12 protein-coding genes are annotated in these 15,216 nt (G+C 69.0%); 8 read left to right on the top strand and 4 right to left on the bottom strand.

Annotation, left to right across the window (positions count from 1 at the left end; translation table 11 throughout):
* The 8 genes from DOE79_RS03885 (at position 1) to DOE79_RS03850 (ending at position 7,548) form a co-directional block, all read left to right on the top strand.
* Positions 1–1,365, top strand: coding sequence for an FAD-dependent oxidoreductase (locus DOE79_RS03885; RefSeq protein ID WP_120337370.1), 1,365 nt, complete (start codon positions 1–3; stop codon positions 1,363–1,365).
* Positions 1,362–2,555, top strand: a complete 1,194-nt coding sequence (locus tag DOE79_RS03880; protein ID WP_120337369.1) for a CaiB/BaiF CoA transferase family protein — start codon at positions 1,362–1,364, stop codon at positions 2,553–2,555. The genes DOE79_RS03885 and DOE79_RS03880 overlap by 4 nt, the downstream gene beginning before the upstream one ends.
* Positions 2,552–3,349 (top strand): enoyl-CoA hydratase-related protein, encoded by a 798-nt coding sequence (locus DOE79_RS03875; RefSeq protein WP_120337368.1) that lies wholly within the window; start codon positions 2,552–2,554, stop codon positions 3,347–3,349. Before DOE79_RS03880 ends, DOE79_RS03875 begins: the two co-directional genes overlap by 4 nt.
* Positions 3,346–4,272, top strand: a complete 927-nt coding sequence (locus DOE79_RS03870; protein WP_245977102.1) for a dihydrodipicolinate synthase family protein — start codon at positions 3,346–3,348, stop codon at positions 4,270–4,272. The genes DOE79_RS03875 and DOE79_RS03870 overlap by 4 nt, the downstream gene beginning before the upstream one ends.
* Positions 4,272–5,045 (top strand): SDR family oxidoreductase, encoded by a 774-nt coding sequence (locus DOE79_RS03865; RefSeq protein ID WP_120337367.1) that lies wholly within the window; start codon positions 4,272–4,274, stop codon positions 5,043–5,045. Before DOE79_RS03870 ends, DOE79_RS03865 begins: the two co-directional genes overlap by 1 nt.
* A 24-nt stretch (positions 5,046–5,069) precedes the next feature.
* Positions 5,070–6,503, top strand: coding sequence for an aldehyde dehydrogenase family protein (locus DOE79_RS03860; RefSeq protein ID WP_120337366.1), 1,434 nt, complete (start codon positions 5,070–5,072; stop codon positions 6,501–6,503).
* 9 nt (positions 6,504–6,512) lie between these two features.
* Positions 6,513–6,851 carry a ferredoxin gene (gene fdxA, locus DOE79_RS03855; RefSeq protein WP_120337365.1) on the top strand — a complete coding sequence of 113 codons (339 nt, stop codon included), beginning with the start codon at positions 6,513–6,515 and terminating at the stop codon, positions 6,849–6,851.
* Between the two features lie 91 nt (positions 6,852–6,942).
* Positions 6,943–7,548, top strand: a complete 606-nt coding sequence (locus DOE79_RS03850) for a helix-turn-helix domain-containing protein (RefSeq protein ID WP_120337364.1) — start codon at positions 6,943–6,945, stop codon at positions 7,546–7,548.
* 35 nt (positions 7,549–7,583) lie between these two features.
* Here DOE79_RS03850 and DOE79_RS03845 read toward each other — a convergent pair whose 3' ends face one another.
* From DOE79_RS03845 to DOE79_RS03830, 4 genes are read right to left on the bottom strand one after another with little or no spacing between them, the layout of a single operon-like run.
* Positions 7,584–8,276 carry an ABC transporter ATP-binding protein gene (locus DOE79_RS03845; RefSeq protein ID WP_220094276.1) on the bottom strand — a complete coding sequence of 231 codons (693 nt, stop codon included), beginning with the start codon at positions 8,274–8,276 and terminating at the stop codon, positions 7,584–7,586.
* Positions 8,273–9,214 carry an ABC transporter ATP-binding protein gene (locus tag DOE79_RS03840; RefSeq protein WP_120337362.1) on the bottom strand — a complete coding sequence of 314 codons (942 nt, stop codon included), beginning with the start codon at positions 9,212–9,214 and terminating at the stop codon, positions 8,273–8,275. Before DOE79_RS03840 ends, DOE79_RS03845 begins: the two co-directional genes overlap by 4 nt.
* A complete protein-coding gene (locus tag DOE79_RS03835) occupies positions 9,211–11,937 on the bottom strand; it encodes an FtsX-like permease family protein (protein WP_120337361.1) in 2,727 nt (908 codons plus the stop codon). Before DOE79_RS03835 ends, DOE79_RS03840 begins: the two co-directional genes overlap by 4 nt.
* The gene (locus DOE79_RS03830) at positions 11,934–15,023 is read right to left on the bottom strand and encodes an FtsX-like permease family protein (protein ID WP_120337360.1); all 3,090 of its coding nucleotides are present in this window, start codon (positions 15,021–15,023) and stop codon (positions 11,934–11,936) included. Before DOE79_RS03830 ends, DOE79_RS03835 begins: the two co-directional genes overlap by 4 nt.
* Positions 15,024–15,216: the final 193 nt, after the last annotated feature.

The following is a 15,216-nucleotide window of genomic DNA, read 5'->3' as shown; positions in this document are numbered from 1 at the left end:
ATGACTACTCTCGACCTGCGCACCACCACGGCCGACCTCACGGCACCGGTCATCTCCCGTTCCGACATCCTCGTGGTCGGCGGTGGCCCCGCCGGCGTTGCCGCGGCCGTCACCGCAGCGCGAAGCGGCGCCAGCGTCACTCTGCTGGAGCGCTACTCCGCTCTGGGCGGTCTCGCCTCCGGCGGAATGGTCCTGGTACTGGACGACATGATCAACGGCCCGGAGATCACCGTCACCGGAATCGTCAGCGAGTACGTCGACCGTCTGGAGAGCATCGGATTGGCCGTGGTGCCGCCGGAAGAGGACCGCCACGCCTCAACCGACACATGGAACAAGTGGGGCCGATTCGGGCTCTTCGACTTCCACTCGCACAGCAACCCGAAGCCGATCTGCTACGCGGCTGCGTTCGACCCTGACGGCTGGAAACGGGTCTCCAACGACCTTGTCCGCGAGGCGGGCGTGAATCTGCGCTTGCACTCCTGGTTCTCCCGGCCCATCGTCGACAACGGCGTCATGAAGGGCGTCATCTGCGAAACCAAGTCCGGCCCGCAGGCGTTCATGGCCGACATCGTCATCGACACCACCGGCGACATCGACGTCGCCTCCCGCGCCGGGGCCAGCTACGCCCACGACAGCTATCTCACCACGCTCGTCTTCCGGCTCGGCGGCGTCGACACCGTCGCCGCAGAACTGTACGAACAGGAACACCCCAAAGAAGCGCGCGCAATCAACCGTCAGGTGAAACGCCTGCTTGGCGGCGCGTGGGAACTGTGGTGGCTGAAGACGCCCATTCCCGGCGTGGTGTGGTGCAACGCCCCGCACATGACCGGGTTCGACGGCGTCGACCCCGAGGACATGACGAAGGCCGAATTCGCAGCCCGCGACCGCATCACCGAAGCGGTCGATTTCGTCAGGGCCAACCTGCCCGGCTTCGAGAACACCTACATCGTGGACGTCGCCCAGCAGATGGGCGTGCGGCAGACCCGGCTCCTGCAGGGCGAATACGTCATGACCAAGGAAGACGTCACGTCGCGTCGCCACTTCGCCGACTCCGTCGCCCGCGGTCGCGACTACTACTATCCCTACCGGTCCCTGCTGCCCAAGGAGGTCGACCAGCTGCTCGTCGCCGGCCGGCACTATTCCGCCACTCCGGAGGCGCAGAAGATGTCCCGCGAGATCCCGCCCTGCATGGCCATGGGACAGGCCGTCGGTGCCGCCGCGGCACTCGCCCTGGACCAGGGCGTCCTGGTGCGCGACGTGCCGGCCGCCGATATCCAACGCGAAATGCACAAGCACGGTGCCGACCCGGGCGACATCCCCTCCGCGAACGCCAGCATCGACGCGGATGCGCTGGCCCAAGTATGAGTGCCGCCGCCACGATGCCGCTGCACGGCATCACCATCGTCGACTTCACCCAGGTATACATGGGGCCGAGCTGTACCCAACTGCTCGGTGACTACGGCGCCGACATCATCAAGGTCGAACGACCGGTCCTGGGCGATATCTCCCGCAACTCCTTCCCCGACAAGGACGGCCAGGACAACCCGATCTTCTTGGCGATCAACCGCAACAAGCGCAGCCTCTCCATCGACACCCGGAAGGAGGAGGGGCGCGAGGTCCTGCGCCAACTCCTGGTCGACGCTGACGTCGTCGTGAGCAACTTCCGGGCCGGAGTGATGGAGCGGATGGGCTTCGGCTACGACGAACTGAAGGAGAGCAACCCCGGCCTCATCTGGGCATCCGGTACCGGATTCGGCACCGAAGGCCCGTACTCACACAAGGGCGGCCAGGACGTGATCGCCCAGGCCTACTCGGGTGTGATGTGGCGGCGTGAATCCGCGGACTCACCGCTCTCGGTGTACCCGACCACACTGTGCGACTACACGACCGGGATGCACCTGATGCAGGGCATCCTGCTGGCCCTGCGCACCCGCGACGAATCCGGTGTCGGCCAGAAGGTCGAGGTCACCATGTACGACTCCATGCTGCACATGCAGATGCAGGAGGCGTGCATGCAGCTCAACCGCGGCTACGAGGTCAACTGGGGTGCGATGCCGCTCAGCGGGGTCTACGCGACCACGGATGGCGCCATCGCCATGGTCGGCGGCTTCACCCCGGATCCGCTCAGGCACATTTCGCTGGCCCTCGAACTCGACGAGGACCTGAGCCTGCGGTCCGAATTCGCCACGCTCGAGCAGCAGTTCGAACACAAGCCGGTCCTGCAGGGGATCTTCCGCGACAAGATCGCCACCAACAGCACGGCGTACTGGAGCGAGCGACTCGAAAGCGAGGGGCTGCTCAACGCTCCCGTGCACACCCTGGAGCAGGCCCTGGACGACGAGCAGACCACGGCGAACAACATGATCGTGGAAGTGGAGCATCCATCCGTGGGAACCGTGCGTATGCTCAACGCCCCCATTCGCCTGTCGGCGACCCCGCCGACCATCCGCCGCAGCGCCCCGCGCCTCGGCGAGCACAACGTTGAAGTGCTGCTGGAAAACGGCTACGACGCCGCGGCCATCGCCCGCCTGCAGGAGCTGGGCGTGCTGCGATGAGCGTGGTGCTGGAAGACGAGGTGGTTCTGAGCATCGTTGACCACGTCGCCACCGTGACCATCAACCGCCCGCAGGTGATGAACGCCGTCGACGAGGCCACCACGCACCGGCTGAACGAGATCTGGGACCAGATCGAGAACGACCGCGACATCCGCGTCGTCGTGTTGACCGGCGCCGGGGACCGCGCCTTCTGCGTCGGTGCCGACATGTCGGCCGCAGCGGTGGACAAGACCGGCCTGCAGTACTGGGCCGACCTCGACCCGAACGGCTTCGGCGGTCTCAGCCTGCGCACCACCCTGGATGTCCCCGTCATCGTTCGCGTCAACGGTTATGCGCTCGGCGGCGGCATGGAGATGGTGCTCGGCGCCGACATCGTCGTCGCGGCCGAATCCGCCCAGTTCGGCCTGACCGAACCGCGGGTGGGACGCCTGGCCCTCGACGGCGGAATCAGCCAACTCGTGCGCAAAATCCCCTACACGCAGGCCATGGGGCTGCTCCTCACCGGGCGCAGGGCCCCGGCCACCGAAATGGCGGCGCTGGGTCTGGTCAACGAGGTGATACCCGCCGCCGAACTGGACGCGGCAGTCGACCGTTGGGTCCAGCAGATCCTCGCCTGCGCCCCCACGTCTGTGCGGGCTGTGAAGCAGATGGTGACCCAGACCATGCACCTCTCCGCTCAGGACGCCCGCCGGGTTCGGCTGCCCGCCCTGATGGAGGCCCTCGACAGCAGCGACTCGGCCGAAGGTGTTCTGGCGTTCCAAGAGAAGCGGCGACCCGTTTGGCCCGGCAAGTGACCGGGCAGCAGGTCGCGCCGGTGCCCCGCACCCTCGCCTCCGGCGTCTGGGGCGTGCTCGCGACGCCATTGCAGGGCAGCACCTTCGACGTGGACGTGGACAGTCTCGCTCTGCTGGCCGAGCACTATGAAGCCATCGGCGCGACCGGGCTGACCGTGCTCGGAGTCTTCGGCGAAGCTGCCGCGCTCGCCGCGGCGGAGCGAGAGCTCGTGCTCGAGATCGTGACGGAATCCACGACCCTCCCTCTTGTCGTCGGCATCTCCGCCTTGGCCACCCAGCCGGCGATCGAGGAGGTGGCGGCCGCGCAGTCAGCGGCCGGCGACCGAATCGTCGCGGTGATGGTGCAGGTCAATTCCCCGAACCCTCGAGTCGTCGCCCGGCACCTGCAGGCCATCCATGAGGCCACCGGCGCCTTCATCGTCCTGCAGGACTATCCCCGTGCCAGCGGGGTGGCCATCCCGACACCGGCGCTGATCTCGGTGGCCACGTCCTGCCCGTTCGTGATTGCCCTCAAAGCCGAGGCGCCCCCGACCCCGGTGGCCATCGCCACCCTCACCGCGGCTCTGGACATTCCAGTCTTCGGCGGTTTGGGCGGTCAGGGGCTACTCGACGAGCTGCTGTCCGGCGCCGCCGGGGCGATGACGGGATTCTCCTACCCGGAGGCCCTCATCGCCTGTGTGACCGCGTGGACGGACTCGGGGTACGAGGCGGCGCGCGACGCTCTGCTGCCGGCCCTGCCGCTGATCAACTTCGAGCAGCAGCCCACGATCGCCCTGGCCCTGCGCAAGGAGTGCTTTCGCCAGCGCGGGCTGATCAAGGAATCCGGTGTGCGGCCCCCTGCCGCCGAGTATCCGGAGAGCCTGCGCGAGTCGATGCTCATTCACCTGCGCGAAGCCGCCACCGCATATCCCGGGAGGAACTGATGGATCTCAAGCTAACGGGAAAGACCGCCCTCATCGCCGCCTCCACCGGCGGCCTCGGCCTCGCCGTGGCAACCGCGCTGGCGGCCGAGGGTGCGAACGTCGTGATCACCGGCCGACGTGCGGACCGCGCCAGGGACATCGCGGGGACCCTGCCGCACGCCGTGGGCATCGCAGCCGACCTCGGCACAGAGGCAGGTATCGACGCGGCATTCAACGGGGCGGTGAACGCCTTCGGCCCGATCGACATCCTGGTGCTGAACGGGCCAGGACCTAAACCGGGGGCGGCGGCGGCGTTGAGCAGCGACGATATCGGGTCGGCCTTCGACCTGCTGGTCAAGCCGCAACACGCCCTGGTGAGCCGGGCGCTGCCCGGCATGCGCTCCCGGCGGTGGGGGCGCATCCTCGCACTCGGATCGAGCGGCGTCGTCGCCCCGCTGCCCAACCTGGCTGTCTCCAACATCGGCCGGGCGGCGCTCGCCGGCTACCTCAAGACTCTCGCGGCCGAAGTGGCCCTGGACGAGGTGACCGTGAACATGCTCCTGCCCGGCCGGATACAAACCGACCGTGTCGGTGAACTCGATCTCGCCGCGGCCAAACGGCGCGGCACCACCATCGACGCGATCCAACAGGAATCACGCAGCAGCATCCCCGCGCGTCGCTACGGCGACCCGGCCGAGTTCGGCGCCGCGGCAGCGTTTCTCTGCAGCGGACCGGCCTCGTACATCACCGGCGTGGCCCTGCGCTGCGACGGCGGCCTGATTCGCAGCCTCTAGTCATCGACACCAGAAGGAAGCACCATGAACAGCACAGCAATTGCCCAGAACCTGATCAACGGCGAATGGCTCGGCGGAAGCGACATTCACCGAATGAACCCCGCACGACCCGGTCAGGTCGCGGTCGTCTCGCCGAGCGGAACCCTGCAGGACCTTGACGACGCCATCGCCGCCGCCGAATCGGCGCAGACCGCTTGGGCCGCCATGCCGCTGCCCGCCCGCGGCGCCATCCTGATCACCGCCGGCACTCTGTTGCAGGAGCGCAAACGCGCCGTTGCCGAGGATCTCGTGCGGGAGGAGGGCAAGACCATCGCCGAGGCCATGGGCGAGGTGACCCGCGCCATCGACGTGCTTCGCTTCTTCGGATCGCTCGGCTGGGCGCCGACGGGGGACGTCTTGCCCAGCGGGCTGCCGAACACCTCGATCTACACCCGCCGTGAGGCCCTCGGCGTGATCGGGCTGATCACGCCGTGGAACTTCCCGATCGCCATTCCCGCCTGGAAGACCGCCCCCGCCCTGATCAGCGGCAACACCGTCGTGCTCAAGCCGGCCGAATTGACGCCGATGTCGGCCACTCACCTCGCCAGGGCGTTGGCAGACGCTGGCCTGCCCGCCGGCGTGCTCAACATCGTGCACGGTAAGGGACGCACGATCGGTGCGGCGCTGGCCCGCGACAGGCGTGTCGCCGGGTTGTCCTTCACCGGATCCACGGCCGTCGGCCTTGGCCTGCACCAGGTCATGAGCGAGCGCCGCGCCCGCGTGCAGCTCGAAATGGGCGGCAAGAACGGCGTGCTCGTTCTGGATGACGCCGACCCGCGCAAGGCCGCCCAGGTTGTCGCCGCCGGCGGCTTCGCGCTCACGGGGCAGGCCTGCACGGCCACGTCGCGGGTGTACGTCACCCCGGGCATCCGCTCCGCGTTCCTGGAAGAGCTCGTGGCCCAAGCCGGGGGTTACTCGCCCGGCGACGGCCTCGACACCGCAACCACGATGGGTGTCGTGGTCAGTGACAGCCAGCTGGACCAGAACGAGAGTGCCGTGCGGGATGCGCTGGGGCGCGGAGCGACCGCCCTGCACGGCGCCCCCGCCAACAACGGGCTGCACTTCACCCCGACCGTGCTCACGGATATCGCCCACGATGATCCCGCCGTGCGCGACGAAATCTTCGGCCCGGTCATCGCCGCCCTGGAGGTTCCGGACTACGAATCCGGCCTCGCCGCCATCAACGACTCGCGTTACGGTCTCACTGCCGGGATCTGCACCGACAGCCTCGCCCGCTCCACCGACTTCGCCCAGCGTGCGCAGGCCGGCGTCATCAAGATCAACCGTCCGACCGCCGGCCTGGACCTCAACGTGCCGTTCGGCGGAGTCAAAGACTCCTCGACGAACACGTTCAGGGAACAGGGCCGCACGGCGCTGGACTTCTTCACCTGGGGCAAGACCGTCTACACCGGAGTGTGATTCGCCGTCATGACCTTCGTGATCGCTCAGCCCTGTGTGGACGTCAAGGACAAAGCCTGCATTGAGGCCTGTCCGGTCGATTGCATCTACGAGGGGGAGCGGTCCCTGTACATCCACCCGGGGGAATGCGTTGATTGTGGGGCGTGCGATCCGGTCTGCCCCGTCGAGGCCATCTTCTACGTTGACGACGTGCCGGATGAATGGGCCGGATATACGGTGGCCAACGTCGAGTTCTTCAGCGAACTGGGCTCTCCGCAGGGCGCCGCCCCGCTGGGCAACACCGGCCTGGATCACCACCTCATCGCAGCTGTGGCTCCCAGGCTGAACGAAGCAAAAGCCGCACGGTGACGATGCACTAAAATAATTCACGAAGGTAAAAATCTGGGTGGCCGGGCAGACAGTGACACCTTGGCACTCTTCATCCGACACGGGAGGGCCGATGTCCGAAGTCAAAGCGGGGGTGACACCAGCTTCTCTGAACGGACTCCTGGCGACTGTCGGTGTCCTGGTGCATTCCTTGCGCAAAGAGAAAGGCCTGACTCTGGCGCAGCTGGCCGAGACCGCCGGCCTGAGTCCCGCCATCGTCAGCCAGATCGAACGGGGCAAGGCGAACCCGTCGTTCACAACGCTCGCGCAACTGGCTCACGGCCTTGAGATCCCGGTTGGCCGCTTCTTCATGGGCCATGACGAACCGTCATCGCCGGTTGTACGTGCTGCCGCACGGCGCAACCTGAAAGGCGTCACCCGTGAGTCCGTCGGTGAGGCCATTCACGAGCTGCTCACCCCGGACCGGAGCGGCCTCCTCGAGGCCCAATGGATCGTGAGCCCTCCCGGGCACAACACGAGTTCCGCGCCGTTCCAGCACGGCGGGGAAGAGTTCGGCCTCGTCATCTCCGGAATGATCGACATCTACCTTGACGGAGAACGCCATGTCTTGGAGGCCGGTGATTCGATCACCTACGCCTCCACAGTTCCGCACTGGTACGTCAACCCCTATGACGAATCGTGTGTGGCTGTCTGGGTGAGCACCCCTCCCGACCGCTGAGGCTCCGTGAACGACGTGCCTCGCTACGGAGTGGGCTACGCCGTGTGGCGGCCGACGCGGCTGAGCGCGCCGTCCGTGATGTGCAGGATGCGGTCAGCCGCGCCCTGCACGGCCTGGTCGTGGGTGGCGATGAGCGCCGTGGCCGACTCGGCGTGCACCACGGCCCGAATGAGATCCATGATCGCGACTCCGGTCTGCGCATCGAGTTGACCGGTGGGTTCATCGGCGATCAGCAGCCGCGGCGAATTGGCCAGTGCCCGGGCGATGGCCACACGCTGTTGCTGTCCGCCGGAGAGCTGATCGGGCCTGGACCGGCCCCGGCCGCCCAGCCCCACCAGATCGAGCAGATGAGCCACCCGCTCTTCCCGACGATCGGGGTCCTCGCGCCGCAGCCGCAGCGGCAGCCCCACGTTCTCCGCGATCGACAGGTGGGGGAGTAGGCCGAAGGTCTGGAAGACGAACGCCATCGAGTCACGGCGCATCGCTGTGCGGGCCGCCTCGCCGAGCCCGGTCACCGGTTGCCCGTCGAGAAGCACGGAGCCGGAAGTGGGCACATCGAGACCGCTGACACAGTTCAGCAGGGTCGTCTTCCCCGATCCGGACCGACCCGACAGCGCGACAATCTGTCCACGTGGGACGCGGAAGGACACGTCCCGGAGGGCGGTCACGTCCCCGGCCGACGTGCGGAAAGTGCGGGTGAGGTTCTCGACCACGAGCACGTCGTTCACCGGCCCTCCTCCGCATCCGTGGCGGCACTGTGTTGGGGCCACACCCCGACATGGTCGCTCTCGAGCGTGAGCCGCACCCGGTCGTTGAGGCTCAGGGCATGCCGGAACTCGTTCGGTATCTGCAACCGGCCGACACGATCGAGCACCGCGAACTCTTCCTCCGACGAGGTCGCGACTCCCTCCGCATCCAGCTCGTCTCGCCGCAGTGTTTCGGAGGAGATCCGGCCGTCGCGGATGGCCACGGCCCGCCTCACCTGGCCGGCCACGGTGGCGTCGTGGGTGACGATCACCACCGTGCAGCCGAAAGCCTCGTTGACGGCGCGGAGGGCAGCGAAGACCTCGTCGCCGGTGCGGGCGTCGAGCTGGCCGGTGGGCTCGTCCGCGAGCAGCACCTGAGGAGAGCCGGCCAGCGCGACGGCGATCGACACGCGCTGCTGCTCGCCCCCGGACAGCTGCGCCGGTCGTCGTTCGGCTCGGTCCGCCAGGCCCATGGCGCCCAGCAGTTCGGCGGCTTTCCCCGCGCGTTCGCGCTTCCCCGCGCCGGCCAGCGCCAGGGGAAGAGCGACGTTCTCCCTGGCGGTGAGGTTGGGCAGCAGGTTGCGTGACGACTGCTGCCGCACGAATCCCACTGTCGAGCGGCGGTATCGCACGAGCTCCTCACCTCGCATTGTGGTGAGATCGTGTCCCGCTACGCGAGCGCTCCCGGCCGTCGGCACGTCGAGCCCGGACAGGATGCCGAGCAGCGTGGATTTGCCCGACCCTGACGCGCCGACGATGGCGAGCATGTCACCCTCCTGCACGAGAAGGTCCAGGCCTTGCAGAGCCTGCACTTCGACGCCGCCGCCACGGAAGACCCGCACCACGGAGTCGCAGGCGATGAGTGCTCCCGCCCCGTACTCGACTGCTTTGCCGTGAGAGAGTGCGCTGGTGAGCGTCATGTGTCTTCCCCTGTTCGCAGGATGTCGGCCGTTCTGACCCGGCGCGAGAGTGGTGTATCGATGGCCACGGCCAGTCCGAGGGCTACCGTCGCGGCCCCCGCCACCGCGAGCGGCAGCCATGCTGCAACCGTCAGGGGAGCGTCACCGCCGGCCAGGAGGTCAGAGCCGAAGGCGCCGCCCGCCAGGGTCAGCACCACGGCGGACGCGAGGCATCCGCCCACCACACCGCTCACCACGAGCGGTGCGAGCTCGCCGATGGCGAGAGCGATGCCCGCGCGTTTGGGCACGCCGAGCGCGCCGAGCAGGGCGAGGACCCGGCCTCGGCGCCGCACGCCGATGACCGTGGTGGTGAGGAGGGCGAGCAGCGCCAGCAGCACGGTGCCGAGGAGTGACAGGGTGGTGGCCGAGGCGACGCCGGCGACGAGCACGCCGCCGCGGAGCTGGGCGACCACGTCGCTGCGCAGAACGACCTCATCCGCCTCATCGACCGATCCCGCCGCCGGCCTGGCACCGCTGCCGATTGCCAGCACAGTTTCCGGTGGCACCGGCTGGGTGGAAGTCCCGGCGGGCGCCGAGGGGTCGACATTCGCGGCGAGGTACGCGTCGAGACGTGTTCGGTCGACCACTGCCGTCGGCTCGGTCGCGGTGAACGCGCCGATCACGGTCACCGGCACGAGAACGCCGTTGATGTCGAAAGTCGCACCGTCATCGCCGGCCAGAGCGGCCAGACGCCGGTCGGCGAGAACGGGCAGCGGGTCCTGGATCCCGCCGCCGGCCGCGCCCAGCAGCTGCCGCACCGACAGGGCGTCCGTGCTCGGCTGGGTACCGGGCAGCGCGGAGAGCAGGGCGGCATAGTCGTCGTCGACGGCGAGCAGGGTCGCGCTGGTTGTTGCCGTGCGGCCCTTCAACTGCACACCTTGGCGGTAGGTGACGGCCGCTGCCGTTGCGCCGGCGTCGGTGAACTCACGTACGAGCGCGGCCGGATCCGGCGCCCCCTCGACGCGAACGTCTGCGCCGACCGACCGCCACGACGCTGACTCCTGACCGGAGGCCACGGTGTGCAGGAGCACGAGCGATGTCACCGCGACGCTCACGGCGAGCGTCAGGGCGACGAGCGTCACGAGTGCGCGACCATCCCGTGCGCTCGCGCCGGCGAGGAGCGTGGCGGGTCCGCGCGTGCGAGCGGTGAGGGCCGAGGTGAACCGCAGCACCAGCGTGGGCAGCGGCGCCAGGGCCAGCGCCACGACCCCGGCGCAGAGCACCGGAGCGGCAAGGGACAGCGGGTCGATGTCGCCGCCGAGCCCGCCGGCGCCCGAGCGCAGCGCCACCACTGCGGTGACCGCGGTGGCGAGCAGCGCCGATACGCCGGCTACACGAAGAGCGCCGGCGCGTCGGGCCGACGGTGCGCCGAGAGCGTCGCTCCAAGCGCCCGCCACCGGGGTGACTGCGAAGATGCCGGCGGCGACAGCCAGCAGCAGCGGGGAGCCGGCGTGAAAGCCGAGCATGGCAGCCACCGCGACACCGAGGCCCGTGCCGAGCAGCGTCACCGCGATGGACTCGGCCGCCGCGTGACTCACGATGAGCGAGAGCGACGCTCCGCGCGAGCGCAGGAGTGCAATCTCGAACTGCCGGCGGCGCGTCACAGCGGTGCTGGCGAGAACCGTGACCAGAACCGCCACACCGAGCAGGCCCGCCGCGAGCGTCGATAGTTGGGCCCGCGCGGCCGCGGCGGCTGCCGGGAACGACTCCAACGCCCGCTCATAGTCACTAGACACCGCAACGCTGACCGGGGAGCCTTCGGTGAGGCTCGCCGACGACGTCTCAAGAGCGTCGATGCTCTCTCGTACGCGTTCGAAACGTTGAAGATCGAATCGGGAGGCATCGAACGACGTCCGCAAGGTGCCGACCGCGGTTTCGGGGAAACGCGCCGAGACCCGGTCGAACCCTGCGGCATCGGTGAGAACGGTGAACCTCTCGCCTGTGTGCACCCCCTGGGAGGTCAACGCCTGCGGGTCGAAGAGCCCGGGCAGGTCGGTCCACGCCTGGGCCGAGGGGTCGGCCGTATCGACCACCGCGACGACCGTGAGCAGGATGTCCTCGTCTGACGATGCCTCGCCGACGGTGAAGCTGTCGCCGACGGCGAACGCCGTCGCGTCGGCCGCAGCCGACGATATGACGACCGGCAAGCGATCCACGGTCTGGATGGGGTCGGTGCCCGCTGGCGGCAGTTCGCCGCTGACCACCTGGACCTGAGATGTGGCGGCCGGATCGAGAACACCGATCCGCACTCGCGCGGTGCCGACCATGCTCTGCCCGGCCACTTCGGGACCGAGGATGCCGACGCTCAGCTGCGACACCACCTCGGAGAGCGTCGTCGGCAACAGGTCGGGAACCTCGGTCGAGAATTCGAGCAATCGCTCCGCGGTGGTCGGATTGTCTCCCGCCGCGTTTCCGGTCGTGGCGAGCAGCCGCAGGTCCGCGTCTGCTCCAGCGGCCGCGACCGCCTCCCGGGCGGCGCGATCGAGTGTCGTGTCGATGTGTGACGGGACCGCCATGGCCAACACAGCGGTGATGGCGATAAGGCCGGCGATTCCCGCGACAGCGACCAGGTCGGTGCGGACCCGCCGGAGAACAAGCAGGGCCGACGCCCCGACCGCGCCGATCTCACGTCTGACCCGGTCGCCGCCGGTTCCGGCGGCGGAGCGGACGCGTTGCCGGGTCATCCGTCGGCTCCGGTGCGCAACAGGTCGGCGAGGGGCAGCCGCCGCTGCCCCACGGCGATGCCGAGGGAGATGACAGCCAAAGCACCCAACAGCCCGAGGGGCAGCAGCGTCACCGCGAGCCAGGGAACGACGAGTGAGGCGGCCGTCGCTCCACCGCCGGACGCGATACGAGGGCCGACGAGCGCCAGAGTCGCCAGGCCTCCCGCGAGACCGACGAGAATGCCCGCCGCGGCGATTGTGAGATTGTCGATCGCGGAGACTCCGACCATCCCGCGACGGGAGAGACCGACCGCTCGCAGTTGGGCTGCCTCCAGTCGCCTCGACCGGCTGACCGCCGCGGCTCGCGCACCGAATCCCGCGAGAGCCAGCAGAACACTCGTCGCCGCCGTGACGAGAGTTGCGGCGAGGATCTCGGCACGCAGGGGTGCCTCGAGCATCCTCTGCGCGACACCCGCGGAGGTGGTGACCGACGCGTCTACCGGAGCCGAGACGCCGGCTTCGGCCTCGTCCAGCCAGAACTCGTCAACCAAGGAGCCTGCCGCGGAACCCTGCACGAGGTGGTGGGCGAGGGCGCGGCCGTCCACGACGATTGTTGTTGTGCTCCGGGCGAGCGATGGCAGTCCGGCTTCGAGCGCCCGGAGGTCGCCGACCGTCGCTGCTCCGGGCATTGTGGCCGCGCTGCCGACAACGGTGAAATTCACGGTAGCGCCACTGAAAAAGCCGGTGAGCCTGGCGCCGTCAAGCACGTCGAGGTCGTCGGCCAACGCATCCGGTATCACGGCGGCGACGGATGCCCGCGGGTTCCACCCGACGGCCCCGAAGGTGATGGGCGCGGTGCCCAACTGTGCCGCGGCCGAGAGCCGAATCGTGGAATCGGACACCGACACGACCGGTGGATCCGTGAGTTCGCCATCGGCCGAACCCTGCCACTGGCCGGCGTCGGTCACCGGCACCGGCTCCCCGAGTGTTCCGTCCTGGTGAACGGCCGTCCATCCGGTCATCGACAGCTCAACAGACACCGGATCGGGGAGCTCCGCCGCGTCGCGCACCTGCATGGTGATCGCCACCAGGCGAGTGGCGCCGTCGCCGGTCGGGGGGAACCCGTCGGTGGAGGCGACAGTGGTGATGCCGGCGCTCACGGTGCCGAGCGGTACCACGGTCAACACTCCGATCCGGTCGGCCAGGACCATCGAGACCTCGGCCTCGACGCTCTCCGGCGCGGAGAACGTGACCTCGGCCCGCACCCCGGCGGTGCCGGGCTCTAGTGCGGGCCCGGAGTCCTCCGGGTCGGTGCGGCCCAGCTCGGTAACGACCGCGGACCCTCCGGCTGCAGCAACCGGACCGCGATCCAGCAGAGAACGCGCCCGGGCGTCGGGACCGAGCACCTGGACCGCCACTGCCGGCGAATCACCCGGCGCATCGGCATAGAACTTGCTGAGCAGGGTGTCCCGCCGGATGACCGGTGCCGCACCCTTGTCTGTCGAGGTGCCTGGGCCCGGAGCGATCCGGGTGGGCGCACCGACCGCCACGGCGCTGGTGTCACGCACCGCCTGCTGCCAGGTCGCTGCCGTGCCGAGGACCACGACGGACGCGCCAACAGCGAGCGCGATGAGCGTGATGCCTGCGGAACGACCTGGTGCGCGGGAGGCGAACCACCCGACCAACGGTGCCACGGCGCCGCGGCTGCGCCCGGCCAGGGCGGCGACCGGGTGCGCCGCCGTGGAGGCCAGGCGGCTTCCGATCAGGGCAGTCGCGATGAGCAGTACGGCCGGGGTCGCGGCGAGGAGAATATCGCCCGGCGGAGGTGCTGCCGCTGTTGCCCGCCAGACCAGTAGGCCGGACAGGACGATGACGGTGGAGCCGGCCGCGACGGCCACCGTTCCGGTCGGCAGGCTGCGTCGCAGCCGATGAGGCATCGACGCCGGAAGGCACAGCAGACCCGCCACGGTGACGGCGACCACGGCGGCGACGAGCCAGCTCCACGCATCCGGGGCGACCCACGGCTCAAGTCCCACAGCGGCCAGCGGCGGGACTCGCACCACGGTCGCGTGCAGCAGGACCCCGCCCCACGGGCTGACCGCGGCGATGATCACGGCGACCACGGCAGCGTCGAGTGCGACAGCGCTCGCGATCTGTCGCCTGGACGCCCCGCGGGCAGTGAGGAGTTCGAGTTCACCCGCCCGGGAGACGATGAGCAGGCGCGTGACCGCGGAGGCCGCCGCGGCGGCGACGACAAGCAGGATGAGCGCGATGATCAAGGCCACCTCCCTGGTCGCGCTGAGTCCCGCGGTCACATCGGCCAGTGCCGTTGCGATCTCCGTGTCGATGATGAGTGTCCCGTCGGGAAAGGAGATACCCCGTGCGATGCCCGTCTCGGCGTCGTCGATCCGGTCCTGCAGCAGCCCTAGCCCGGCCGCGTCGATCGCGGTGAAGGTCGGGTTCTCAACGACCTCCAGCTGAGCGGGGCGGATGCCGGACGCATCCACGCCGCCCCGGGCCACCAGCAGCGGTCCGATTCCGTGAACCGGGTTGAAGATATACCGGTCCGGCTCCGGGAAATTGAGGTCGTTGCCCGAAGCGGCGAGCGGGTCGTTCTCCCAGAACACGCCTGAGTCGGGATCTGCCTGGTAGAGCCCGTCGACGCGAAACGCGATGGGGCGCTCTCCCACAGCGGCGCTGAAGGTGTCACCGATGGTGAGCCCGAGGGAGCTGGCCGCGGTCTGTGGCATGGCCACGCCCTCCGGAGAGGTAGGCCAATCGCCGGCGACGAGGGTGGCCGCGGCGGCCGGGTCGTCGAGCTCCGCGAGAGAGGCGTAGACGCCCTCGGCAGTCGTCACCCACTCGCTCGTCACCCACCCACTGCTCGACCAATCCACGCCTGCTCCGTAGGCCTGCTCGGTCGCCCGGTCGATGTCGGCCCGGGTACCGGTGACCGGGGTTCCGGGGTTGAGGACGCGGACGGTGACGGCAACCCGATCCGCGGTCATCGACGCGAGGCTGGCGCGCACGCCGGCTTCCTCTGCCGACCGCACCAGCAGGAGCGAGCCTGTGAGGACGGTTCCGGCGATCACGGAAACGGCAAGCACGAGGGCGAAGAGTTTGGACTGGGCTCTCCACCGCCGAATGAGGAGGACGATGAGCCACGCTCGCAGCGACCCGGAACGGGAAATGGCCCTTCACCTCCATCAGTGAAACGCAGGCGGCAGCGCTGCAAGACGACTCTAGCGGTGAGCATGGGCCACCTACGGCTCCAGTTAGGTCGCTGATCGGTGTATTTAG

The sequence above is a fragment of the Cryobacterium soli genome, assembly GCF_003611035.1.
Lineage (GTDB): Bacteria > Actinomycetota > Actinomycetes > Actinomycetales > Microbacteriaceae > Cryobacterium > Cryobacterium soli.
This window is presented reverse-complemented; position numbering and strand designations above follow the sequence as displayed.

Coding starts and splice junctions, on each gene's coding strand:
- DOE79_RS03885 (WP_120337370.1), top strand. CDS start 1: ATGACTACTCTCGACCTGCGCACCACCACGGCCGACCTCACGGCACCG.
- DOE79_RS03880 (WP_120337369.1), top strand. CDS start 1,362: ATGAGTGCCGCCGCCACGATGCCGCTGCACGGCATCACCATCGTCGAC.
- DOE79_RS03875 (WP_120337368.1), top strand. CDS start 2,552: ATGAGCGTGGTGCTGGAAGACGAGGTGGTTCTGAGCATCGTTGACCAC.
- DOE79_RS03865 (WP_120337367.1), top strand. CDS start 4,272: ATGGATCTCAAGCTAACGGGAAAGACCGCCCTCATCGCCGCCTCCACC.
- DOE79_RS03860 (WP_120337366.1), top strand. CDS start 5,070: ATGAACAGCACAGCAATTGCCCAGAACCTGATCAACGGCGAATGGCTC.
- fdxA (WP_120337365.1), top strand. CDS start 6,513: ATGACCTTCGTGATCGCTCAGCCCTGTGTGGACGTCAAGGACAAAGCC.
- DOE79_RS03850 (WP_120337364.1), top strand. CDS start 6,943: ATGTCCGAAGTCAAAGCGGGGGTGACACCAGCTTCTCTGAACGGACTC.
- DOE79_RS03840 (WP_120337362.1), bottom strand. CDS start 9,214: ATGACGCTCACCAGCGCACTCTCTCACGGCAAAGCAGTCGAGTACGGG.
- DOE79_RS03835 (WP_120337361.1), bottom strand. CDS start 11,937: ATGACCCGGCAACGCGTCCGCTCCGCCGCCGGAACCGGCGGCGACCGG.